We start from the raw sequence: 23584 nt of genomic DNA on the forward strand, positions 1-23584 counted from the left end.
TCTGTTTCCTTCTTTATCCCACATCTAACTAGCAGTAAGCCCCCCACCTCGGGGAGTATGATGAATCGAAGAAGTCTAGGTGGGGGATAACTGCCAGTAAATGTCCGATTGGTTCGGGCCGACAGGATGTCGGTCACAAAGGCGTTGCAACAGGACGTTGCGATCCTAGCCTTTGTTCTAATTTCTTATCAGTGGGGGATGAGAGAAAACCCCCACTGATGGAAGTTTCACTTTATCTATTTTAAGCTATAATCTATTATAAATAAAATGAATAATTATGATTATTAATATAAGTAATTACTTATATTAATAGGAAGAGAGGTGAGCACAATCGAACAGAAATTTATTGTATTTTTAGCAGTTGCAGCCGAAAAAAACTTTTCACGGGCGGCTTCTAAGCTTTTTATTTCACAGCCGGCGATTAGCCAATACATTCAAGCGTTAGAGGCGGAGTTAGGGACCATATTATTTGAGCGAGGACGTAAAGGGGTGGTGCTGACAAAAGCAGGAGAAATTGTTTTAAAACATGTGAAAGAATTGAAGAGCGTGTATGAAAGTATGGCGAGAGAGGTAGAAGAAAATATTCATGAGCCGAAAGGAACGTTAAAAATTGGGGCGAGCTACACTTTTGGCGAATATGTGCTTCCATATGTAATTGCGAAGCTTTTAAAGCGGTATCCGTTGATACAGCCTTCGATTGTGATCGGCAATACGAAAGAAATAGGAGAGGGAGTAGCAAACCGCAAGTTAGATATTGGCTTGATAGAAGGAGAGACGCATCATTCATCACTGCACATCCAGCATGTAGCGAAGGATGAAATGTACATTGTTGCCCATAAAAAACACCCATTGTTATTAAGAAGCATTATTGAAAGAGAGGATTTGCAGGATGTTACTTGGTTAATTCGCGAGCAAGGATCAGGGACGAGAGAGGCAATCGAACGATTTTTTCTTCTATATGAGATAAAACCAAGCAAAACTTTGGAATTTGGAAGTACTCAAATTATTAAAGAGTCAGTGGAAGCCGGAATCGGTATTTCCTTGCTTTCGGCATGGGCGGTAAGAAAAGAGCTTCAACATGGTGTGTTCCAATATCTCAAGATGGAAGGAATGCCTTTGCGGAGGAATTTTTCCATGATAAAAGCAAGAAGTCAATTTGAAACGAAAGCTTGTGAAGTTTTCCGAAATACGATCATTGCCTTTTTTCAAGACGATCATAATATTTAGAAATTCCAAGGTTTAAAAAAAGCTATGCTATATTTTTGATCATTCATTACTCATAAAAGGTCTTAATATATTGCATAAAAAAACCTCACTTTATTTACCAGGAAATAAAGTGAGTAGATTCTCAATATTGGGTTTGTTTTCGATTTTTATACATTTGGAAGTTAATTACATATAGAAGCGCACTAATCACTGTAAGTAACGTTAAAATAAAGAAAGCTCTTGCCGCTTATAAAGAGACAAGAGCTTAAAAATTGAACTAAAATGCCCAATTCCCATTACGGAAAATTGGTTCAGTTGTGCCATCTGCTTGGATGCCGTCAATATTCATAACGTCTGATCCAATCATAAAGTCAACATGCGTAATACTGGAGTTCAACCCATGCTCTTCAAGCTCTGCTTTTGACATTTTCTTCCCGCCTTCAATACAGAAGGCATAGGCGCTTCCAATTGCAAGATGATTGGAGGCATTTTCATCAAATAATGTGTTGAAGAATAAAATGTTTGACTGCGAAATAGGTGATTGATGCGGCACTAGAGCAACCTCGCCAAGATAGTGTGAACCTTCGTCAGTTTCTACAAGGCGTTTTAAAATTTCTTCTCCTTCTTTCGCTTGAATATCAACAATTTTTCCTTCTTTAAAAGTGATTTTGAATTGATCGATAATATTGCCCCCATAGCTCAAAGGCTTTGTACTTGATACGTAGCCATTTACGCCCGTTTTATGAGGAACAGTGAAAACTTCCTCAGTAGGCATATTTGCCATAAATTCGCCCCCTTGTTCATTGATGCTGCCTGCTCCACACCAAAGGTGCCCTTGAGGAAGTTCGATAACTAAATCTGTACCTGGTGCTGTATAATGTAATTTTGCATAGCGTTTTTTATTTAAATAATCGACTTTTTCATGGAGGAGCTTGTCATGCTCCTGCCATGCATGTACAGGATCAGCTAAATCGGATCGAGTTGCCTTGAAAATGGCATCCCAAAGCATTTCTATACTTTCTGCTGGTAATGCATCTGGGAATACCTTCTGCGCCCATGCTTCAGATGGAGCGGCAATAACGGTCCAGCTCACTTTATCTGCTTGTATGTATTGACGATATGTATCCAGGGCTTGTCCAGCAGCCTTTTGGAAATCTGCAATTCGTTGAGGATTTACACCTTTTAAAAGGTCTGGACTGGAAGAGACGACAGATATAAATGCAGCGCCTTTTTTAGCAAGCTCTTCCATCTCTTGGGCACGAAACTTTGGATACTCTTGGAAAGCTTCATCAGGAGCGAGCTCATATTTTAAACGTGCTACTTGATCATCACTCCAATTCACAATTACATCTTTGGCGCCAGCCTCATATGCTTTTTTTACAATAAGGCGAATAAATGCAGCATTATCTAACGCTGTATTAATGACCAACGTTTGATTTTTCTGGATATTTACCCCGACTTTCACTGCAAGTTCCGCATATTTTTCTAATTTCTGTTGAAAAGTAGACATAATTTTCATTCCTTTCTTTTTCTAAGTAGTAAATGATTTGAAAACGATTACAAGTGTTATCCATCATACGTTCCCGTAATTCAGGAAGCTTTTTCATTTTATCACATTTTGATGTAAAAACGGAACGAATACTCTTTCGAGGAAAACATGTAAAGGGAAAATTAGATGGTAATAGAAGCAGCATAAACATTTGAGGCAGTTGATCATTATAGTCCGATATTGCTATTGATAATCGAACACCAGCAATTTATCAACGCCACTTCATATTTTCTAATTGCTGTTTATCCCGATTACAAATGTCTATTTTATGTTTAATATCCATTATCGTCATTGATTTTACCATACGATTTTTGCTGTTTTTAATGTACAGGAGTAATGAGCTGGATAAGTTACGAAAATATTCTTTATTTCTTGTATTGTTTCAACATCTAAAATGAAGAAAGTGGATGATAAAGACCTAAATTTGTATACATCATTTGCAACTATTTTGTATATACTATGTATATACAATAAACTTGGAGCGTGTTAGAATGGATGAGAAGGAAACACTCAATGAAAAAGAGGGGGAAATCATGACATTGACTACGACTGTCCAAAAATGGGGAAATAGTCTTGCAATACGAATTCCTAAAGATATTGCCGAACGAGTGGAGATTCATCAAGGATCCGAAATGGAGATGAAAGTTGTAAACAATGAAGGAACCATTACATTAGTTCCTAAAAAACAACAAAAGAAATACTCATTAGAAGAGCTCTTGGAACAATGTAAATCTGAAAATCGTCATCAAGAAATTTATCTAGGTACAGAGGGGAATGAATTAACTTAATGTTAACACCAGAACGTGGCGACCTTGTTTACGTGAACTTTAATCCACAAACAGGATATGAGCAGGCAGGCAAACGTCCTGGAATTGTTTTATCGCCAAAATCTTTTAATGACATAACAGGTTTTGCAGCAATATGTCCAATCACAAACACCATCAGGGGATGGGGTTATGAGGTTATACTCTCTGATGGTTTAGCTTTTCAAGGTGTTATTTTAACAGACCAAGTGAAAAGCTTAGATTGGCGAGCCCGTAATCTTCAAGTGAAAGGACAAGCTCCTCAAGAAATTGTAAAGGATTGTTTAGCTAAGATACATACTTTTTTATCAGAATAACTTTTTTACGAATTAATTACTGCATTATTTATACTCCGTTTTCATTATAAAGCTGCTTATGGTACAGCCTATTTGTAAACCACTATCCAATGTCCGCAAATTTATCTATTCTCCCGGGTTGCGTCACCATCTAATTTGAAAGAAAATGATTGTACATTTTTTATAAAAAAACGTACATTTCGTTATCCTGGTTAAGGATGACGAAATGTACTCTTCCAATCATTTAAAAATCAATATGATCTGGGTCTGGTCCTATTCTTTTATCAAGATTTAATCCATTTATTTGTTCCATATCCACTGGATCTAATTCAAAATCAAAAATTTGTGCATTTTCAATAATACGCTGTTCCTTAACTGATTTTGGGATGGTTATTACTTCGCTTTGAATATCCCAGCGCAAGATGATTTGTGCAGGTGTTTTGTTATATTTTTGTCCCATTTTTACAATCAATTCATGGTTAAGCAATTGTCCTTGCATAAGTGGCGACCATGCTTCCAATTGGATGTTGCTTTCTTTACAAAATTGCCGTAGCTCTATTTGTGTAAGAAGCGGGTGAAACTCGACTTGGTTGACCATTGGTTTGATTTCACAATCTGCCAAAATATCTTTGAGATGATGCACTTTGAAGTTGCTGACGCCTATTGCACGAACTCTGCCATTTTTATAAAGTGTTTCAAGTGCTTTCCAAGTTTCTTTATATTTTCCTACTACTGGCCAATGCACTAAATAAAGGTCAAGGTAATCTAGACCGAGCTTATGCAAGCTTTCATCAAAAGCATGCAGTGTTGATTCATAGCCTTGTTCACTATTCCAAACTTTTGTTGTCACAAAAAGTTCTTCACGAGGAATGCCTGACTCTTTAATAGCTTGGCCGACACCTTCTTCATTTTGGTATATTGCTGCAGTATCTATACTCCGATAGCCTGTTTTAAGAGCTGCTTTCACTGCATTGATAACTTCTTCACCATTCTCTACTTTAAATACCCCAATGCCTACCCACGGCATTTTCACGCCATTATGCAGTATCGTTGTATCTTGTAAATTTTTTACCATTGCTTCGGTCCTCCTTGTTATTTTAGTATGCCACCTTTCCCCTTCCAAGTTATTTTACTGCCTCGAATGTAAAAATGCTTGTTTCATTTGTTGGCTGTTTGTGATCTTTATAATCAGCAGCAGTGCTGATTTCAGAAAAGCCGACATTTGCAAGAATTAATTTGAACTCTTCATACCCATACCATCGCAAAGGAAAGCGCTGGAGTTCCGATTGAATAAGCTTGCCCTCGCGCCATTTTTCATACTTTAAATAAGAAACAGTACATTGGTTGATATAATCGATTTCGGCGCAATTTTCTTCCATAGTGATCAATTCTCCTGATGGCAGCGGATAAGCTGAAAAAGATGTTTTTCCGATTTCTAAGTTAGATGCAGGTAAAAAAAGATCAACTATCAGACGCCCACCTGGAGCGAGATGGTCAAACAATCGTTTCAAAGTACGCATCGATGTCTTGCGATCTTCAATTAGTAAAAAAGATCCAGTTGGAATAATAATCGCTTCATATTGATGAGAAGAGGAGAAATGTTCGACACTTCCTTCGATCAAAATGGGATCAAAACCTTGCTCTAAGCAACGTTTACGACACGATGCAAGCATTTCTGGGGAATAATCGATGCCATCAACTGTAAACCCAGCTTTTAATAGGGGGATCAACATGCGGCCTGATCCGACAAATGGTTCTAAAATACGTCCTTTGCAGCCCTTTAGCTTTTCTAAGTAATATTCTTTGTCGCCATTAATAGAAAATCCAACAGGTTTTGTAAGGTCATAAACTTCAGTACTTAGTTCATTATAAGAAAACATTTTCAATTCCCTCCTGTTATTAACGGAAGGCTTAGTCTATAAATTCCTCCCGTACAATGAATATATGATTGTGTTTACTAGAGCTGACTATCATTTTCTTCACTCGCTTTCATAAAAGATAGATATATCATAACATAGACAATGTAGGATAATAACTTTTTATTTTTAGAATTTTTTATACATTGATTCATGACCAGTATGACTAATAACTTCATTATGTGTAAGTAATACTTTAGTTTTATTTGACGATCTGTTCACAATTAGGTCTAAAGGTATTAATATGGATAGATTTTTATCCTATTTAGGATTAAAATAAGCATAAAGTATGATGGGTGAAAAAGATGATTTTTATTAAAGCCTTCAAATAAATTTTTTTTATCCGATATATATAGTGGACTATTTTAAACGTTAGGGTGAGGCGTATGGACAAAACATCAGTGATAGGTTTAATTTTAGGTATCATTGCAGTTGGCGTTGGAATGGTGCTGAAGGGCGTTGGTTTGGCCGCTTTAGTAAATCCAGCTGCGATCCTCATTATTATTATCGGGACAATAGCAACAGTTGTGATTGCTTTTCCAACAGATGAAATCAAAAAGGTTCCAAAGTTATTTAAAATTCTTTTTACAAATCAACAGCTCATGCAGCCGAAAGAAATTATCATGCTTTTTTCTGATATGGCACAATTGGCTAGGAAAGAAGGTCTTCTTGCATTAGAATCACGTACTTCTGAAATTAACGATCCTTTTTTAAAGCATGGCTTAAGTCTAGCTGTTGATGGACAAAATGCCGATTATATCCGCGATGTTTTAACAGAAGAAATAGATGCAATGGAAGAAAGGCATCAAGTTGGTTCAACGATTTTTTCTCAAGCTGGTACATATGCTCCAACCCTTGGTGTATTAGGTGCGGTTATCGGGCTTATTGCAGCGCTTGGAAATATGGATAATACAGATGCACTTGGAGAAGCGATTGCAGCAGCGTTTGTGGCAACGATGCTTGGTATTTTCACAGGATATGTGTTCTGGCATCCTTTTGCAAATAAACTAAAGCGAAAATCAAAAAAAGAAGTGCAGACAAAAGAAATGATGATCGAGGGAATTTTATCGATTATTGAAGGAGAAGCACCGAGAGTTATTGAACAAAAGCTAGCATCCTATTTACCGGCAGCTGAGAGGAAAAAACTATTGGAAGAAAGCGGCGGTGTCACTCAAGATGTCAAAGCGTAGAAAGAAAAAAAAAGACGAAGTACATATTAGTGAGTCATGGCTGCTTCCATATGCTGACATTTTAACATTACTGCTGGCTCTTTTTATTGTATTATTTTCAATGAGTTCGGTAGATGCTCAAAAATTCCAACGTCTTTCCCAAGTCTTTAACGGGATTTTCGTTGGAGGAACTGGTGTGAGCGAATATAACGATCTTCTTCCTCCTGATAATTCGCAAGCAAGCGTTGGGAAAAATGAAAATGATGGCGAAAAGGAAGAAAAGGAAGTTCAATTTGCAAAACACGAGCAAGAAGAGCTGGAACATATTCAAATGAAAATAAATGCCTATATGATCCAAAAAAATCTTGAAGGAAAATTTGATATTTCTTTAACACAAGAGGGTCTATTGCTTACGATTAGGGATAATGTGTTATTTGAATCAGGAGTAGCAGATGTTCGAAAAGAAGATTTAACAACAGCTAAAGAAATCTCAGAACTGCTTGTAATGGATATTCCTCGTGAAATTATTATTAGCGGCCATACAGATAATGTTCCAATTAAAAATGCTCGCTTTCAGTCAAACTGGGAATTAAGTGTCATGCGGGCAGTCAACTTTATGAAGATTATATTGGAGAATGATGCGCTTGATCCTGGGTTATTTAGTGCAAAAGGCTTTGGAGAATTTCAACCAATTGCCACCAATGATAATGCCGAAGGGAAAGCAAAGAATAGAAGGGTCGAAGTCTTAATTCTCCCTCAAACTGAAATGTCAAACCAATAGGAAAAAGCTTTGAACATCTTAAGGTGTCAAAGCTTTTTCTCGTTTATCCCACATCAAACTTGCAAGTCAAGCCCCAACCTCGGGAAGTAAGAAGGGAAAACTGAAAGTCAAATGTCCGATTGGTTCGAGCCTATAGGACAAGGAAAACTTCCGCAGTGATACATCGCACGAAGAAAAAGCGGGTTTCCTTTTTCGAGGACGTCGCGCTTTTAGCTTGAGATCCATTGTATTGGGGATGAGAAAACCCCTACTCATGGAAGTTTCACTTTATTGATGAAACCATTTTCATTTTTATGTTAGCGCAGACTTCAACGATTGCTTGTTGACAATGTCAGCAAATTGCTTCCCAAATGCTCTACATCGTTCAAGGTCTTCATCTTCAGGCGTTAAATCAACTTTTAAGCTATCGAGCACGATGGAAGCACCTAATTCTCGCAATCTTTCTGTCAATGAATCAACTGCTTTTGCAAATTTAGGATAAAAGCGATCTCCAGAACCGAAAACAGCTGCCGCTTTCCCACCAAGATAAAGCCCTTCCATTTCTTCGTAAAAACCCATAAACTCATCAGGGATTGCTCCATCTTCATAAGTATGGCTGCCGAATAAAATGCCATCATAGTCAAGAAGTTCATCTGCATAAGCATCAAGCGAATCTTTGATGATGACATTCATATTTTCAGCTTGTATCGCTTCTGAAATTACTTCCGCCATCATTTCCGTATTTCCTGTCATGCTTGTAAACACAAGAATGATTTTTTTCATTACATTCACACTCTCTATTATTCTTCACTTGAGAAGCAATTTTCAATACATTGCTTAAAGATTTGTGTGTATATCGAAAAAATCACATCTGCTGACAACGTATTTCGAGTTTTACTATCTTTGAACACGTTATTCCGCTTATGGCCTTTTGAACAAAAGTGATAAGCGAAAATAGCTTCTCATTTTTATTTTACTATGAAACAGTCTCATGCGCCTAATGATAAGCATGTACAAGAAGCCCCGAAAAATAAAGTGTTTTTATCGAGAAATGCAACATTTAATCTAAGTAAACGTAAGGAATATGAATAACGATTGATTTTTGTAAACAGGACTAATGTTGATTATACTATCTTGTATAGGGATAAAATTAATTTTAAAAAACCGTATGCCACAGGAAAAGCGAATGAAAAAAGGAAATTGCTATCCAACAAACATAAAGATAAGATAGAAGAGACTGTTTAGAAGTGAAATAGAAGGTCCTTTTTTCTCATTTTGCTGAAAGTATATAGTCTTAGGCAAGGAATTAAAAATGGTATTTTATAAAGTGAACAAAAAATTGGTTTTAATCATATAAAGCCATCATAACAGCTATAACGGTGGAGGAAGGGAAGAGAAAATGGTTACCATAAAATCTCAACGGGAAATAAACATGATGAAAAAATCGGGCGAGCTGCTTGCTTCCATTCATAAAGAAATTGCAAAAATGATGAGACCTGGGCTAACGACCTGGGATATCGAAGTTTTTGTAGATGATTATTTGAAAAAACATGGTGCTACACCAGAGCAAAAAGGGTACAGAGGATATGAATATGCGACCTGTGCAAGTATCAATGATGAAATATGCCACGGATTTCCACGGAAACAGCCTTTAAAGAATGGCGACTTGGTAACGATTGATATGGTGGTGAATTTAAATGGAGGATTAGCAGATTCAGCATGGTCGTACGTAGTTGGAGAAGCAGATGAATCCGTTCTAAAACTAATGGATGTTACAAAAACAGCATTATATAAAGGAATTGAACAAGTAAAACCGGGAAATAGAATCGGGGACATTGGTCATGCAATCCAAACCTATGTAGAGGGAGAAGGTTATTCTGTTGTACGTGATTTTATCGGACATGGGATCGGTCCTTCCATTCATGAAAAACCAGAAGTGCCGCATTTTGGTTTGCCAGGGAAAGGGCTCCGTATAAAAGAAGGCATGGTTTTTACAATCGAACCAATGGTTAATGTGGGAAGATACCATTCAAAAATGGATGCCAATGGTTGGACTGCTAGAACGGCAGACGGATCATTATCTTGCCAATATGAGCATACACTTGCGGTAACGAAGGACGGAGTCATCATTTTAACAGATCAAGATTCTACTGGCGATGACAATTAGTCATTCATTAAGATCGAGTGGTATGAAGGTTCTAAAAGGAATAAGGAATAGGGGTGCTTACTGAAATAGGATTGCAATCAGGTTAAGCAATCATTCTGCTTGATTGCAATTCTTATATACACTGTTATTCTCGCTGCTCCTAGTTTGAATGCCATGTTTTCATTTGTCTGCAAGTATGGTAAAATTTTTCAAATAATAGGTTTTATTAAAGGAGTTAGCATGAAAGGACTCATCCTGCTTATTGTTGCTTACTTAATCGGTTCTGTAATGACTGGGCATTTATTGTCTAAGTATTATCAACACGGTAATATGAAAACAGAAGGGAGCGGCAATATCGGTGCACGCAATGCAGGGCGTTTATATGGGAAAAAAGCATTCATCATTACATTTATCGGCGATGCTCTAAAAGGCGTGCTCGTGATTGTTCTTGCTTCTTCTTTCGATTTTACAGTTGAATGGCAGCTGCTCGCTTTACTGGCTGCAATTTGCGGCCACATTTATCCTATTACATTGGGATTTCATGGCGGGAAAGGCATGTCCACTTTTATCGGCGGTTTTTTAACGTTTAGCCCACAATTGTTTTGTGTTTTTTTAGGAGTGTTTCTTGTCTTATTTTTAATCACTAGAAGTTTGACAGTAGCGGGAATGGCAGCAATGTTTTTTATGCCATTTATATTTATTCTTTTTCCATTTTCTTATTTCACTTTCTTTATATCTGCGGCGATGTCTTTGCTCATTATTTTTAAACATCGAGAAAACTTGCAAGAAAAAATCAATTCACGGAAAGGAATGCGTCTATGAGTTTTGTTTTCAAAATTGCTAGAGAGCCCGCTGAATTTGAACAAATTAATATCTTAAACTATAAAACTTTTGCAGAGGAAATTCCGCAGCATGAAGAAAATGACCAACAGCGGTTAGTGGATAAATTTCACACTGAGAACACTTATATCATTTGCAAGAAGGACAACCAGGTAATTGGCATGATTGCTGTCCGTGGAAAACGTCCATTTTCTTTGGATGGCAAAATTGGCTCTGTGGAAAAACACTTGCCAATCTCTCCTCAAAAAATGTGTGAAATCCGTCTGCTTGCTGTTGATCCTGCGCATCGAAATGGCAGAGTATTTTTAGGACTGGCACAGGGGTTAATTAGATATTGCTTAAAAGAAGGATATGATACCGCGCTTATTTCTGGGACAACCATTCAAGAGAAATTATATAAACAAATGGGATTTACACCATTTGCCTATCTTACTGGCGAGCAAGGCGCTTATTTTCAGCCAATGTATTTAACAAAGCAGACATTTGAAATGTCTCTTGCCGGCAGAATTCGCCACGATCATATCAATTTTTTGCCAGGACCTTTAATGATTGCGGAAGAAGTGAGCGAAGCATTAAATGCGACACCAATTTCTCATCGCTCAACTGCCTATCGGTCTTTGCTAACTTCTGTTCAAAACAAACTGAAAAAATTAACGAATGCAAATCATGTTCAATTGTTTCACGGTACAGGCACTTTGGCAAATGATGTTGTTGCAGGACAGCTATTATTATTAAAAGGTAAAGGCCTCATCTTAGTAAACGGAGAATTTGGTCAACGCTTGGTCGACCATGCGACTAGATTTGGCCTAGATTTTGAATGCTTGCAAGTTGAATGGGGACAGCCCTTCCAAGCAACTGAAGTAGCTCGTGTTTTAAACAGCAGTAATTACCGATGGATGTGGGCGGTTCATAGTGAAACATCAACAGGTATTTTAAATGATCTCCATATGTTAAAAGAGCTAAGCACACGTTTTCATCTTCAGTTAGCATTGGATTGTATTAGCTCCTTAGGTACGGTTGCTTTGGATTTGCAAGGAATTTCCTACGCATCAGGGGTGAGCGGCAAAGGCTTGGCAGGTTATACTGGCATTTCCTTTGTTTTTCATGATCAAAAAGCAGAACCCACTTTGGCTTTGCCGAGGTATTTGGATCTAGGGACATATCAAATGCTCGAAAGTCTTCCTTATTCCCAATCTTCCAATTTAGTTCAAGCTTTAGAAACTGCGCTCAGAAGATTTCGTGAACCCGAACAGGTATATAAGCGAATTTATCATACGTATTGTAAGATTAGAGAGAAATTAGAAAGTGCAGGCGTTGAAATTTTAACGCCAATGGAACATGCTACTCCTGCAATTATGACGGTTGCCCTAAAAAAAGATATCTCCTCTCAACAAATAGGAGATGATATGTACCTAAATGGTTATTTGCTTCATTATGAAAGTTCCTATTTATGCAGCCATAATTGGATTCAGATTGCATGTATGAGTGAACTGACAGATAAACAGATAGAAAAAATGGCCATCTTATTCGGAAAATTACTCGCTGAGAGAAGTTCACATCCAACACTTTCTTAGAGTGCCAGTGAACGGACCCTAATAGAAGCAGCTTCATCTGAAGAATTGCTAGTTTTCTTTTATAAGGCGGCAGACATATTTTCAAACTCATTGGCAAAAAACCAATGAGTTCTTTTTTTGTGTTGCATAGCAAGAGAAACTAACTACTTATCTGGTAAATTTTCAATTAACGTGATAATTATTGACAAAGGTAGTTGATTAAATATGAATTTTTTGTGTATATGAAAAAAAAGGATTTCAAAGTCAGAACATTTAGTATATAATTAATAGATCAGTCCATATTAATATTAAGAAAGAGATGGTGAGTCTTTATAAAAATAAGATAAGGTGGGATTTTATGCAATCAGCAAAAACTGTACATGCGTCAAAAGAATCGCTTAATCCGTTTGAAATTGTTCAAAAGCAAATTGATTCTGCAGCATCTATTCTTCAATTGCCTTCGTCCATTACGAAAATTTTAAAAAAGCCAAAACGTGTTATTTCCGTTAGCTTTCCTGTAAAAATGGATGACGGTACAATTGAGGTATTTGATGGATATCGCTCGCAGCACAATGACGCTTCTGGACCAACAAAGGGGGGAATTCGTTTTCATCCTGATGTTGATATAGACGAAGTAAAGGCATTATCGATGTGGATGACATTTAAGTGCCAAGTCGTTGGCCTTCCTTATGGAGGGGGAAAGGGTGGCGTTGTATGTGATCCACATCACTATAGTACATCCGAGCTTGAAAGAATTAGTCGAGGATTTATGGAAGCAATAGCGGATGTTGTTGGTCCAGAAACGGACATTCCTGCTCCAGATGTTTATACTACTCCGCAAATTATGGGGTGGATGATGGACACCTATAGCCGTCTAAAGGGGACATACAGCCCTGGTGTTATTACAGGCAAACCCCTCAGTATCGGAGGCTCTAAAGGGCGTTCGTCTGCGACTGCAACTGGATGCGTTTATACGATTAGGGAAGCGATGAAAGACCTTGGGCTGCCGATGGAAGGCGCAACAGTGGCCATTCAAGGATTTGGCAATGCTGGGCGAATTTCGGCGCTTTTATTAGCGGAATTAGGATGCAAGATTGTGGCGGTCTGTGATACGAAAGGCGGAATTTATCATCCAGACGGTTTAGATGTTGATACACTTTGCCGCTTAAAGGATGAGACGTCAATCATGGAATATCCAGAAAAACAAGTGATAGGCGGCGATCAGCTCTTAAAACTAGATGTTGATATTTTAATTCCTGCTGCTTTGGAAAATGTCATCACTAGTGAAAATGCTGACAAAATAAAAGCCAAGATCATCGCTGAAGCTGCTAATGGTCCGACAACGCCATATGCAGATGAAGTGTTAAAAGAACGTGGAGTTATTGTCATCCCTGATATTCTAGCTAATGCTGGAGGAGTAACTGTTTCTTATTTTGAATGGGTGCAAAATCAAATGCATTTCTATTGGACTGAAAAAGAAATCAATGAAAGACTAGAGCAGATAATGGTGACTGCCTATCGAGAAGTTGCAGATATTTCTAAAGAATATCAAGTTGATATGCGCAACGGCGCCTTTATCATTGCGATAAAAAAACTTGCTGAAACAATGGAAGCAAGAGGCTGGATATAAAAAAGTTCCCTTAGGAGAAAGGACTCCTAAGGTGTTTTTTGCCGCTGAATGGAAACGCTTTAATTTCGCTTTCCTTATGGATCACTCCCTGCCCCCTCATTGTAAAAGGACCCAGTACAATCATGAACCCCTTTTTTCTATACCCAATTTTCCTATCTACTTTATTTGTAATGCGTTTTAATCAGCATCCGTAAGTTTTTTGAAAGCATTGCCAGTCGATGCAAGACGTCTAAGTGAAAAACCCTACCCTGGATAATAGTAAAGCTCTGGCGAATTAGGATAGGATAAATCTTTATGCCATATCTAACTTGAAGCAAAGCCCTCACCTTGAACGTTTAAGGATCAGAAGCGCAAGGTGGGGGCCGCAGGATGAGGAAATCTTCTTAAAATAGCCTTCACAAGAGAAAAAGTTTCTTTTTGAAGCAGCCAGGCTTCTGTTGAGAAGATGGGAGAAAGATTTCACTGAAGGAAGTCCCTATTTTCTTAAATATCCTAATTCTTCGACAATAGCTTGCATTTCATTTGGACTAAAGGATTGTTTCTTCATGACCATTTCATATATTTCTTTTAAATCTTCGTACTGATCTTCACTATAATCAGAAGATTGAATTGCTTCGGCGTTAACCATCTTTAATTTTTTCGTTATTTCTTTAATAAGATCATGAATGTTGTCAGGTGTATTGTTTGAAAGTGCCAATTGTTTTTCCCCCTTTTACAGCATACTATCATATTTCCATGAATTCTAGTGGTTGTCAAACTAGGAATCAACTTAGGAACTTTTGGAAGTGATTGGTTAAGCGGCTAATGTTTTTTGAATCTAGGGGGAAAATTTGGCCGTTAAGCAGTATATAAGTAGGTATTACAAGCAATGAAATGAAATGCATCGTTCAACTGCTTTGCTCTTCTCTATGTATGAAACAATAAAATGAACGAAAGCAAACCAATTCAAGTGAATTGGTTTGCTTTTCTATCATCTCTTACGCTAAAGCATCTGTTAAATCTTCCAATAAGTCTTCTACATCTTCTATGCCAACTGAAATGCGAACGAGTCCATCGGTAATGCCAAGTTCTAAACGGCGTTCACGCGGGATCGAAGCATGCGTCATTCTTGCAGGAACAGAAATTAAGCTTTCCACTGCTCCAAGGCTTTCGGCAAGTGTGAAATAACGAAGCTTGGCAAGCAGCTCATCGGCTTTTGATTCACTTCCAACATCAAAAGATATCATCCCGCCATAACCGGTCGTTTGTTTTTTCATTAACTCGTGCCCAGGGTGATCCGAGAGGCCTGGGTAATATACTTTCTGAACTGCATGATGGTTATTTAAAAACGCCGCAATACGCTGTGCATTTGTATGATGCTCTTCCATACGAAGACCGAGCGTCTTCATTCCGCGCATTAATAGCCAAGCATCTTGGGGTCCCAGCACTGCCCCAACTGAGTTTTGAACAAAATGTAAATCTTCAGCCAGTTGCTCAGAGTTGACAACAACGAGTCCGGCTACAACGTCACTATGTCCCCCAAGATATTTTGTTGCACTATGCACAACGATATCAGCTCCAAGTGCAATTGGCTGCTGGAAATATGGTGTCATAAATGTATTATCCACTATTGTTAATAGCCCTTTCGCTTTTGCAAGCTTCGCAATTGCTTCAATGTCTGTTATTTTTAATAAAGGATTTGTGGGTGTTTCTAAAAATATCGCTTTCGTATTGTCTAAAATAGCATTTTCCACATGAGATATATTACTCGAATCAACAAATGTCGCGTCTATTCCGAAACGGTTTAATACTTTTGTGATGACACGGAATGTGCCGCCATATACATCATCCGTAATAATAACGTGATCGCCTTTACTAAAGAGCATCATAATCGAGCTTGTTGCCGCCATTCCGGAAGCAAATGCAAATCCTGCCGCTCCGCCTTCTAAATCGCGGATGAATACTTCTAATGCATGACGAGTCGGATTTCCAGTCCGGGAATATTCATAGCCTTTAAATTTACCGACTGCATCTTGTTTATACGTACTTACCTGGTAAATCGGCGTCGACACAGCGCCAGTTGCTTTGTCGCCAACAATTCCTGCATGAATGAGCTTTGTTTTTGCACGCATATATTATCTCTTCTCCTTCAATAAATCGTATACTTTCTGACTTAAATACCGTTCGCTTGAATCGGGAAAAATCGTCGCAATATGACTTCCTTCTTTCGCAATTTCCGCTTCTTTCAGTGCAGCATAAAAAGCTGCACCTGATGAACTTCCGACAAGCAATCCTTCTTCTTTTGACAATGCCCGCAATTGTGCAAAAGCATCTTCATCACTCACTGTGTGAACCGCATCAAAATACGAGCGATCCATAAAAGCTGGCAAGAACTCCATCCCTATTCCTTCTGTATGATGGAAGCCTGCAGTGCCTCCATTTATAATCGATCCTACGGGCTCCACTATCACTGTCTTTACACGAGCATGTTGTTCTTTTAAAAAGATAGCTGTTCCCATAAATGTTCCGCCAGATCCAGCACCGGCAACAAATATATCAATCTGGCCATCTAAATCACGCCATAATTCAGGACCAAGTGTTTTTGTATATGTTGCTGGATTCATTGGATTCGAAAATTGAGATGGCAAAAATGTATTTGGCATTTCTGCGGCTAATTCTCGTGCTTTATCGATCGCGCCTTTCATCCCAAGTGCTGTATCCGTATTGATAATTTCTGCACCAAGGGCACGCATCAAAGTCTGTTTCTCCACGCTGAACTTTTGGGGAACGATAAATATTACTTTGTAGCCCTTGCCGATAGCTGCAAGCGCTATACCAATTCCTGTATTACCTGCAGTCGGTTCAATAATCGTTCCACCTGGCAATAACTTGCCGGACTGTTCTGCATCCTCGATTAAAGATAAACCAAGTCGATCTTTCACACTGCCGCCCGGATTTAAATATTCAAGCTTGGCAAATATTCGGCATTTATTTGGAATTGGGATATGGGAAATCTCCACAACAGGAGTGTTTCCAACCAACTCCTGTACATTTCGATAAATATTCATTACGCTTCCTCTTGATAAATTTGCCGCCACTCGTCTTTTTTCGCAAGCATTTCTGCGGCAATTTCTTTCGCGCCTTCTAAACTATGACTTGCAGCCCATCCGCATTGCACTTCATTGCACGCGGGAACCTCTGTTGCGTCCAACACATTTTGTAATGTTTTTTCTAAAATCGTTAAAATATCGTCATAATCAGTATGATTAATAACAGATAAATAAAAGCCTGTTTGGCAGCCCATTGGACTAATATCTACTACTTGATCTGTATGATTACGGATATTTTCCGCCATTAAATGCTCTAGTGAATGTAAACTTGGCATTTCCATATGCGCTTTATTAGGCTGTTTAAAACGAATATCATACTTATAAATTTCATCACCGTGAATACCTTTTTTCGTCCCAGCTAAACGTATAAATGGTGCAGCTACTTTTGTGTGATCTAAGTTAAAACTCTCAACATTCATTTTTTTCATGTTAATCGCTCCCTTTTTTGACGCATCCATTAACCAGACATAGTCATTCATTTGTGTAAAGTTTACTTGAAATCCAGCCTCTTCGAATAAACTCATTAGGATTGGAATCGTCGTGTAATATTCTCTTTCTAGATCATCTGCTACTAAGTGAAAATGACGATTTCTTTCTTTCGCAATTTGTAGATGTTTTGCTTCTTCTGAAATAAAGGCAGTATCCGCAAAAACGATTTTCCCGTTAGGTGGGAGCAGCTCCGCATATTTCTTCAGTGCAGCTCCTTTTTCCTCATCTGTTAAATGGTGAAACACATACGAACTGACAATCGCATCGATGTTATCTAGTCCTGCGTCAAATTGAAGCAAATCACCATCAATTACTTTTATAGCAGGGAAGCGTCTAGCAGTTAGCTTGCGCATCGTTTTGTTAGGTTCGATGGCGATTACGGAAGCACCTTTATCAATTAACTTCGCGGTTAAATTTCCTGTCCCAGTTCCAAATTCAATAACAGTCCCAGAAACTCGCTTCGCAACTTCACTTAAAATATTTTCATAGTCTTTAAATACATCTCGATACTCTGGGTCTTTACCAGAGACAGAGGCCTCATAAGAGTGTGCCCATTCATCAAATATACCAACAAATTCTCTGCCCATTCCGTTATCCTCCTTTTAAAATATATTATTCCTACCGGATTACTTTGGTTTGGGCGTAACATAAATATTAATATCACGAATAGATAAAATTGTCAAATAAAAAAAGAGCTTATCCACAATTGGAGAAACTCTTTTTGATAAAATGATAGTGAGAAAGAAAGGAAAAGCATTAGGTTCATATATTATTGAACAACTGGTTCATAGTCTCACTAGATACTCATTTCTATTGAGACTGGCCATTTTTATCCCATATCTAAATGCGAGTCAAGACCCCCACCTTGGGGACTAAAGGAATCAGAAGCGCTCGTTGGGGATAACTGAAAGTCAATGTCCGCTTGGTTTGGGTCGACAGGATAAGGAAAGCTTCTTGAATCACATCGCACGAAGAAAAAGCAGTTTCCTTTTTCGAGGATGTTGCAGCCTTAGCCGTTGTTCTATTTCCCATTAGTGGGGGATGAGAGAAAAACCCCCACTGATAGCAGTTTCGCTTTATCCAGCTTTTAATCCTGCATTCGGATCAATCTTCAGTGCTTTCATTGAAGGGATCCACGCACCGATTATACCGACGAGAATAGGAAAGATCAAGGCAGCTCCAAAAACCCAAAACTGATGATAAGGAACAGAACCGTACATTACTTTTAACATCATCAGTGCAAAAATGATGCCTGTTATTCCACTAATACATCCGATGAAAGCTCCTTCTAACAATACTAGTTTTCGAATCATGCCGTCTTTCCAGCCTAACGCTTTATACAAGGATATTTCACTGGTTCTTTCTAATAAGTTTTGCCACATCATTTCTGCTGTCGTTAAAATAGCAATTACAAAAGCAATCGCAATCGATATGTAATGGGGGGCTTTTACTTCCAGGGCAACATATTGCCCAAGCCAAGATGTAAATAACGTACCATCCATTTTGATTGATACAAAAATAAACAGAATAAGTAGTGCGCTAGGTAAGCTGATTGCTAAAATAGAGACAATGTTCCTTAACCATCGACTGAAAACACTGTTAATGACGATGCCCATTTTTCCTCTAACACGAACCAATCGTGAATGGCGCTTGACACTTACTTCACCAGCTTTCATTACCTGGACAGGTTGCAGTTTGCTGATATGGTAGCAAGGCCAAAATGATCCTGACACATAAATGAACAAGATAAAGATCATGATGAGTAGGAAGCTTGTTAAACTTAAAGACTCAGGATTTCGGATTTTCATCATAAGTAGAACAATGAGCGTTAAAAAACTGACGATGCTGCCAATGAGAAGAGATTCAATAAATAGCATCTTCCTCATCTGTTTTGTCTTCCAACCTAACGCTGATAATACAGCAAATTGTTTTTTTCTTGCTAAAAATGAAACAAGGTTGGTTGCAAAGACATACATAAGCGAAACAAACAATAAGCAGCCGATGATGCCAGAATACCCTAACTTCGTTTCCTTAAAAATAGAAATAGATGCACCTGTTTTGATCCAAGGTTGTTCTATCCAGCCTAAATCAGGAGCAAGATTTACCTTTGGAATATGAATTAATACTGGTTGTGGAGAGGATCCTAATGTAATCGTTGCTTTCAAGCCTGTTTGTTTCTCAATTTCCTTTGCGATATCTTCTAATTTGGTCTGACTCTTTTCATTTAACTGTTCCACTCCATCCACTTTTATTCTTATGGAAGAAATCGGTTTTTCACCTAATAATGCTTCTGCTGCTTCTAATGTAGTCAGCATGACTGGAGGCTGCATAATATAGCCAAAAGGATTAGAAGTGGCTTTAATGAATGTCGGTGGATTGATCGGTTGTTTTTTGTGATCTAAGACAAGATTGGCTGTTGGAGAACGATATGTTTCCATTGGCAACTCTGTCGTTGGGTCCAACGGTATATTCAATTTTGCAGGATCATAAAAACCAATGAAATCAGGTGCTATTCTTGGAACTTTAGATGTATCGTTGTCATAGAGACTTGGTTTTCGATAGACTGGGTAAGAATGCAAATAAAGAGACCCTTCGGTTGGCACAGTTATTTCATATGCTTTTTCCCATCGATCTTGAAATGGGCTGTCAACTGATTTGTAAGTTAATGGACTCGTTTTTAATAACAACAGACTTTCAAGGGAGTTTATTCCTCGATTAAACCCAAATACGACATTTTCAATCAATGCCTGGTGCGATTCTGCTGAAGTAAAGGAAAACGTTTGTTTATGCATTGCTTTTAACGTTTCTAAATAATGAATTCCTCCTTTTTCTTTAATAAGGTTGAATGTTTCCTGTGCATCCTTCACGGTTTGAAATGGCAATGGAAGTTTCTCAATCGTATAATGAAAGGTCTGATCAACAAAATGATGGCTGCTCATGATTAACGGGAGGGAGATTGTTTTAAACCCCATGTCTGGGTGGACCGTTGATGTTACTTTGTCTTTTTTGTTAAAGTAGCGGCTTTGATGATCTTGGATGATAGCCTTGTCAAGGCCTACTAGTTGCGCCTCCTCATCAGGATCAATAGCGGCTATTAAGACACGCGATAGATTCCCTAATGTACCATCAAATTGAATGAGGCCATATTGGTTAAAGGTATCGCTAGAATCTTTAGGAGAATAACCAATATGAAAATAATTACTCGTTACAATTTCCTGATCATTTATTCCATCATGATCAATAATGGAACTTGTAAGTTTATAGATACCTTTTTCCTTTATATCAATTTTATCAAAAGCAAAGCTATTTGACGCATAGCCCAAAACACTTAGAGGTGCTGTGATAGAAATCCCATCGATTTTTTTAATCGTTTCATATTCTTCAAGGGAAATTCCTCCTGATATCCCACTTAAATAGTTGGGATCCACTAGGCTATTATCGGTCATGTTGCCTTCTGAACGAGCAGGTAAAACTACGATATCATAGGATGCCCGCCATTTCTTTTCCAGCATATGAATGATTGTTCCTTTGTTTGTTTCGGAGAGGCCGATTAAGAAACTTAAACCAGAACTAATAAAAAGCGCACCAATAAGCAGCAGAATGAATTTTTCTTTTTGGCGAATCCAATTTTTCCAAATGAATGATATCATTGTTTCACCTTTTCTTGAGATCGGATCATCTCATCACGAATGATTGCGCCATCTTTCATTTCAATGATGCGATCCGTTTTTTCTGCTAAGGAAGGATCATGAGTGACAAGGATAATTCCACAGTGATTGATTTCTTTAACAGAGATTAAAAGCTCAAAAATATTTTTGCCAGTTTCCGAATCTAAATTACCGGTAGGTTCATCAGCTAAAAGCCAATCTGGTCGTGTAATGAGAGCACGAGCAATTGCAACACGCTGTTGTTGTCCACCTGATAACTGGGAAGGAAAGGATGAAATCTTTTCTTTTAATCCAACTAGCTGCAGCAATTCCTTCGCTCTTTTTTCTTTATGAAAAGGAACATGTTGATGAAACAAGGGAATACAGACATTCTCTAACGCTGTTAAGGAAGGCAACAAATGAAATTGTTGAAAAATGAAACCGATGTTACGGCTGCGTATATCAGCCAAATCATTTGAATGAAGCATCGTTACATCCCTGTCTCCAAGAAGTACATTTCCAGAGGATGGCCGCTCAAGTGTACCGATCATATTTAAAAGTGTTGATTTTCCAGAACCAGAAGCACCAATAATACTAGTGAAATCCTTTTGATGAAAAACGGTCGTAATGTCTTGCAGTGCCCATATCAGCGCATCATTGTTTCCATAATATTTAGAAACTTTTTGAAGTGTTATCGTACTAAACAAATAATCAGCTACTTTCTATAATACTTTTATTGTATTTTAAATTTTTCTATTTAGGTTTTTGTGATATCATCATATTATAAAAAATAGAAAAGTCAACATAATCTGACATATCGGCCAGAAAAAATCTAATACTAGTATTTATTTTAACTTATTTATGTAAAATGACGGGATAAATGTATTGACTTTGATTGAAATTTTGCTTAATGATTTCATGTTTATTAGCCTTCATCTGAACATCGAGTAAAATATACGTTCAATTTTGATGAAGGGGGTTAAGACAATTAGTCTACATATAAGACAGAAATATAAAGAACTTATAAAAATATAGTCAATCATAAAACTAAAAAAAGCATAGAAGGGAAGTCACAATGTCTGAAGAAATTACAATTAAAAGAACGGATGTTCCACGGACGCGTTCGTCGTTAGCAAATAATTTCCGTACGCTCGGTCTTAAAGAATGCATGACAGTAATCGTGCATACCTCCATGAGTTCTCTAGGTTGGGTTTGCGGCGGTTCAATAGCCGTCATACAAGCATTACAGGATGTCGTTACGTCTAAAGGAACGCTAGTAATGCCAACACATAGCGCTAATGTTTCTGATCCGATAAAATGGGAAAATCCACCCGTACCTAAATCGTGGTGGTCAACAATTCGTGAAGAAATGCCTGCCTTTGATCCGGAATTGACACCTACGTTTTTGATGGGATGTATAGCGGAAGCATTCCGTACATTTCCTGATGTCAAGCGAAGTCATCATCCTACCCACTCCTTTGCGGCATGGGGGAAACATCGAGATACTATTGTCAATGAACATTCGTTGAACAACGGCCTCGGGGAAAAATCACCGTTGGCTATGGTCTATAAATTGAATGGTTATGTTTTGTTACTGGGAGTGGGCTATGATAACAATACATCTATGCATCTAGGCGAACATCGTTCAAAATGCCTTGATACTATAACAAATGCAAGTCCGATACTAGAAAAGGGTGAGAGGGTTTGGAAGAATTATGAGGAATTAGATTATAATGACGAAATGTTTCCTAAAATTGGGGAAGCGTTTGAGGGAGCAAATAGAGTCAATATAGGTATGGTAGGCTCTGCGGAGTCAAGATTGATGTCTCAGCCTGCTATAGTTGACTTCACAGCTGAGCACATATGCAGATATAGCAAAGGGTATTCGGGTCTAACTTAATAAGTAACGGCCAGCTTAAAGTCTACATATCGTGTACAAAATGTTATCTAGATCTATCTCATATCTAACTGGCGCGTCAAGATTCCCACCTCGGGGAGTAAGAGAAATCAGAAACGCTGGGTGGGAGATAACAGAAATCAAATGTCCGTTTTAGACAAGCTTCTTAAAATCAGCATCGCACGAAGAAAAAGCAATTTCCTTTTTCGAGTACGTTTTTGTGATCTTAGTCTTTATCACCATGTCGAGAAAAATGATCATATTTATCATAAAATTCAGTCTTGACAGATTATTCCGGGTGCGATATGGTTATCTATAACATTAAATAAAGGTTTGCACATTGTATTGCAGCCTTCAATTAAATAGCTGATTTCTTATCCAGAGAGGTGGAGGGACTGGCCCTTTGAAGCCTCGGCAACAGACTCTATCGTACTGTGCCAATTCCAGCCAGCGTTAAAGCTGAAAGATAAGAAGGGATAAATGAATTGCTTAAACAATCCTCTTCTTATTTTTCGAAGAGGATTTTTGTATTTTGTATAAACTAAATCATTTATATGCTGATTAGACAATTAGACAACTGGGAAATCATTTCAT

20 protein-coding genes, 1 pseudogene and 1 riboswitch are annotated in these 23584 nt (G+C 38.0%); of the genes and pseudogenes, 10 read left to right on the plus strand and 11 right to left on the minus strand.

All coding sequences use genetic code 11. The annotated features are described in order from the left end of the window. Window positions 1-321 precede the first annotated feature (321 nt). Window positions 322-1227, plus strand: a complete 906-nt coding sequence (locus J2S08_RS07265; RefSeq protein ID WP_307228103.1) for a LysR family transcriptional regulator — start codon at window positions 322-324, stop codon at window positions 1225-1227. A 256-nt stretch (window positions 1228-1483) separates the two neighbouring features. Here the strand turns inward: J2S08_RS07265 and J2S08_RS07270 are convergent, their stop codons facing one another. Continuing rightward, window positions 1484-2716 (minus strand): aminopeptidase, encoded by a 1233-nt coding sequence (locus J2S08_RS07270; RefSeq protein WP_307228105.1) that lies wholly within the window; start codon window positions 2714-2716, stop codon window positions 1484-1486. A gap of 530 nt (window positions 2717-3246) precedes the next feature. Here J2S08_RS07270 and J2S08_RS07275 point away from each other — a divergent pair. Together J2S08_RS07275 and J2S08_RS07280 are read left to right on the plus strand one after the other, a co-directional pair. After that, window positions 3247-3543 carry an AbrB/MazE/SpoVT family DNA-binding domain-containing protein gene (locus J2S08_RS07275; RefSeq protein ID WP_307228107.1) on the plus strand — a complete coding sequence of 99 codons (297 nt, stop codon included), beginning with the start codon at window positions 3247-3249 and terminating at the stop codon, window positions 3541-3543. Continuing rightward, window positions 3543-3875, plus strand: a complete 333-nt coding sequence (locus J2S08_RS07280; protein WP_307228109.1) for a type II toxin-antitoxin system PemK/MazF family toxin — start codon at window positions 3543-3545, stop codon at window positions 3873-3875. Before J2S08_RS07275 ends, J2S08_RS07280 begins: the two co-directional genes overlap by 1 nt. Before the next feature lie 223 nt (window positions 3876-4098). On the opposite strand, the gene J2S08_RS07285 is transcribed toward J2S08_RS07280, so the two are convergent. Together J2S08_RS07285 and J2S08_RS07290 are read right to left on the minus strand one after the other, a co-directional pair. Further along, the gene (locus J2S08_RS07285) at window positions 4099-4929 is read right to left on the minus strand and encodes an aldo/keto reductase (protein ID WP_307228111.1); all 831 of its coding nucleotides are present in this window, start codon (window positions 4927-4929) and stop codon (window positions 4099-4101) included. A 49-nt stretch (window positions 4930-4978) separates the two neighbouring features. Next, window positions 4979-5734: a class I SAM-dependent methyltransferase gene (locus tag J2S08_RS07290; RefSeq protein ID WP_307228113.1), complete on the minus strand. Its 756-nt coding sequence runs from the start codon at window positions 5732-5734 to the stop codon at window positions 4979-4981. A gap of 422 nt (window positions 5735-6156) precedes the next feature. On the opposite strand from J2S08_RS07290, the gene motA reads away from it, so the two are divergent. Next, window positions 6157-6960 (plus strand): flagellar motor stator protein MotA, encoded by an 804-nt coding sequence (motA, locus tag J2S08_RS07295; protein ID WP_307228114.1) that lies wholly within the window; start codon window positions 6157-6159, stop codon window positions 6958-6960. Further along, window positions 6947-7720: a flagellar motor protein MotB gene (motB, locus tag J2S08_RS07300; RefSeq protein ID WP_307228116.1), complete on the plus strand. Its 774-nt coding sequence runs from the start codon at window positions 6947-6949 to the stop codon at window positions 7718-7720. Before motA ends, motB begins: the two co-directional genes overlap by 14 nt. Window positions 7721-8011: 291 nt before the next feature. Here motB and J2S08_RS07305 read toward each other — a convergent pair whose 3' ends face one another. Further along, entirely contained in the window at window positions 8012-8482 is a 471-nt protein-coding gene (locus J2S08_RS07305) for a flavodoxin (RefSeq protein WP_307228119.1), read from the minus strand. A 616-nt stretch (window positions 8483-9098) separates the two neighbouring features. Between J2S08_RS07305 and map the strand changes: the two genes are divergently transcribed. From map to J2S08_RS07325, 4 genes are all read left to right on the plus strand, one after another. Further along, complete coding sequence (gene map, locus J2S08_RS07310) at window positions 9099-9866, plus strand: type I methionyl aminopeptidase (protein WP_307228121.1); 768 nt, start codon at window positions 9099-9101, stop codon at window positions 9864-9866. A 219-nt stretch (window positions 9867-10085) separates the two neighbouring features. Beyond that, window positions 10086-10667: a glycerol-3-phosphate acyltransferase gene (locus J2S08_RS07315; RefSeq protein WP_307228123.1), complete on the plus strand. Its 582-nt coding sequence runs from the start codon at window positions 10086-10088 to the stop codon at window positions 10665-10667. Next, window positions 10664-12259, plus strand: coding sequence for a GNAT family N-acetyltransferase (locus J2S08_RS07320; RefSeq protein ID WP_307228125.1), 1596 nt, complete (start codon window positions 10664-10666; stop codon window positions 12257-12259). Before J2S08_RS07315 ends, J2S08_RS07320 begins: the two co-directional genes overlap by 4 nt. Before the next feature lie 337 nt (window positions 12260-12596). Continuing rightward, the gene (locus J2S08_RS07325; protein ID WP_307228127.1) at window positions 12597-13868 is read left to right on the plus strand and encodes a Glu/Leu/Phe/Val family dehydrogenase; all 1272 of its coding nucleotides are present in this window, start codon (window positions 12597-12599) and stop codon (window positions 13866-13868) included. Between the two features lie 475 nt (window positions 13869-14343). Here the strand turns inward: J2S08_RS07325 and J2S08_RS07330 are convergent, their stop codons facing one another. From J2S08_RS07330 to J2S08_RS07360, 7 genes and pseudogenes are all read right to left on the minus strand, one after another. Further along, entirely contained in the window at window positions 14344-14565 is a 222-nt protein-coding gene (locus tag J2S08_RS07330; RefSeq protein WP_307228129.1) for a DUF1128 domain-containing protein, read from the minus strand. Window positions 14566-14845: 280 nt separating this feature from the next. Beyond that, window positions 14846-15979: a bifunctional cystathionine gamma-lyase/homocysteine desulfhydrase gene (locus J2S08_RS07335; protein WP_307228131.1), complete on the minus strand. Its 1134-nt coding sequence runs from the start codon at window positions 15977-15979 to the stop codon at window positions 14846-14848. A gap of 3 nt (window positions 15980-15982) precedes the next feature. Further along, window positions 15983-16915 (minus strand): PLP-dependent cysteine synthase family protein, encoded by a 933-nt coding sequence (locus J2S08_RS07340; RefSeq protein WP_307228133.1) that lies wholly within the window; start codon window positions 16913-16915, stop codon window positions 15983-15985. Continuing rightward, on the minus strand, window positions 16915-17385 hold the full coding sequence (locus J2S08_RS07345) for an S-ribosylhomocysteine lyase (protein ID WP_307228274.1): 471 nt from the start codon (window positions 17383-17385) through the stop codon (window positions 16915-16917). The genes J2S08_RS07340 and J2S08_RS07345 overlap by 1 nt, the downstream gene beginning before the upstream one ends. Before the next feature lie 144 nt (window positions 17386-17529). Beyond that, window positions 17530-18033, minus strand: a pseudogene (locus J2S08_RS07350) (class I SAM-dependent methyltransferase); the annotation flags it as partial. Between the two features lie 489 nt (window positions 18034-18522). After that, a complete protein-coding gene (locus J2S08_RS07355; protein WP_307228135.1) occupies window positions 18523-21096 on the minus strand; it encodes an ABC transporter permease in 2574 nt (857 codons plus the stop codon). Further along, window positions 21093-21800, minus strand: coding sequence for an ABC transporter ATP-binding protein (locus J2S08_RS07360; RefSeq protein WP_307228137.1), 708 nt, complete (start codon window positions 21798-21800; stop codon window positions 21093-21095). The genes J2S08_RS07355 and J2S08_RS07360 overlap by 4 nt, the downstream gene beginning before the upstream one ends. A 368-nt stretch (window positions 21801-22168) precedes the next feature. Between J2S08_RS07360 and J2S08_RS07365 the strand changes: the two genes are divergently transcribed. Continuing rightward, window positions 22169-22993, plus strand: a complete 825-nt coding sequence (locus tag J2S08_RS07365) for an AAC(3) family N-acetyltransferase (protein WP_307228139.1) — start codon at window positions 22169-22171, stop codon at window positions 22991-22993. A gap of 368 nt (window positions 22994-23361) precedes the next feature. Continuing rightward, window positions 23362-23463: riboswitch (SAM riboswitch) on the plus strand. Window positions 23464-23584 lie beyond the last annotated feature (121 nt).

This window comes from Bacillus chungangensis (assembly GCF_030812995.1).
GTDB classification, from domain to species: Bacteria; Bacillota; Bacilli; order Bacillales; family Bacillaceae_C; genus Bacillus_CF; species Bacillus_CF chungangensis.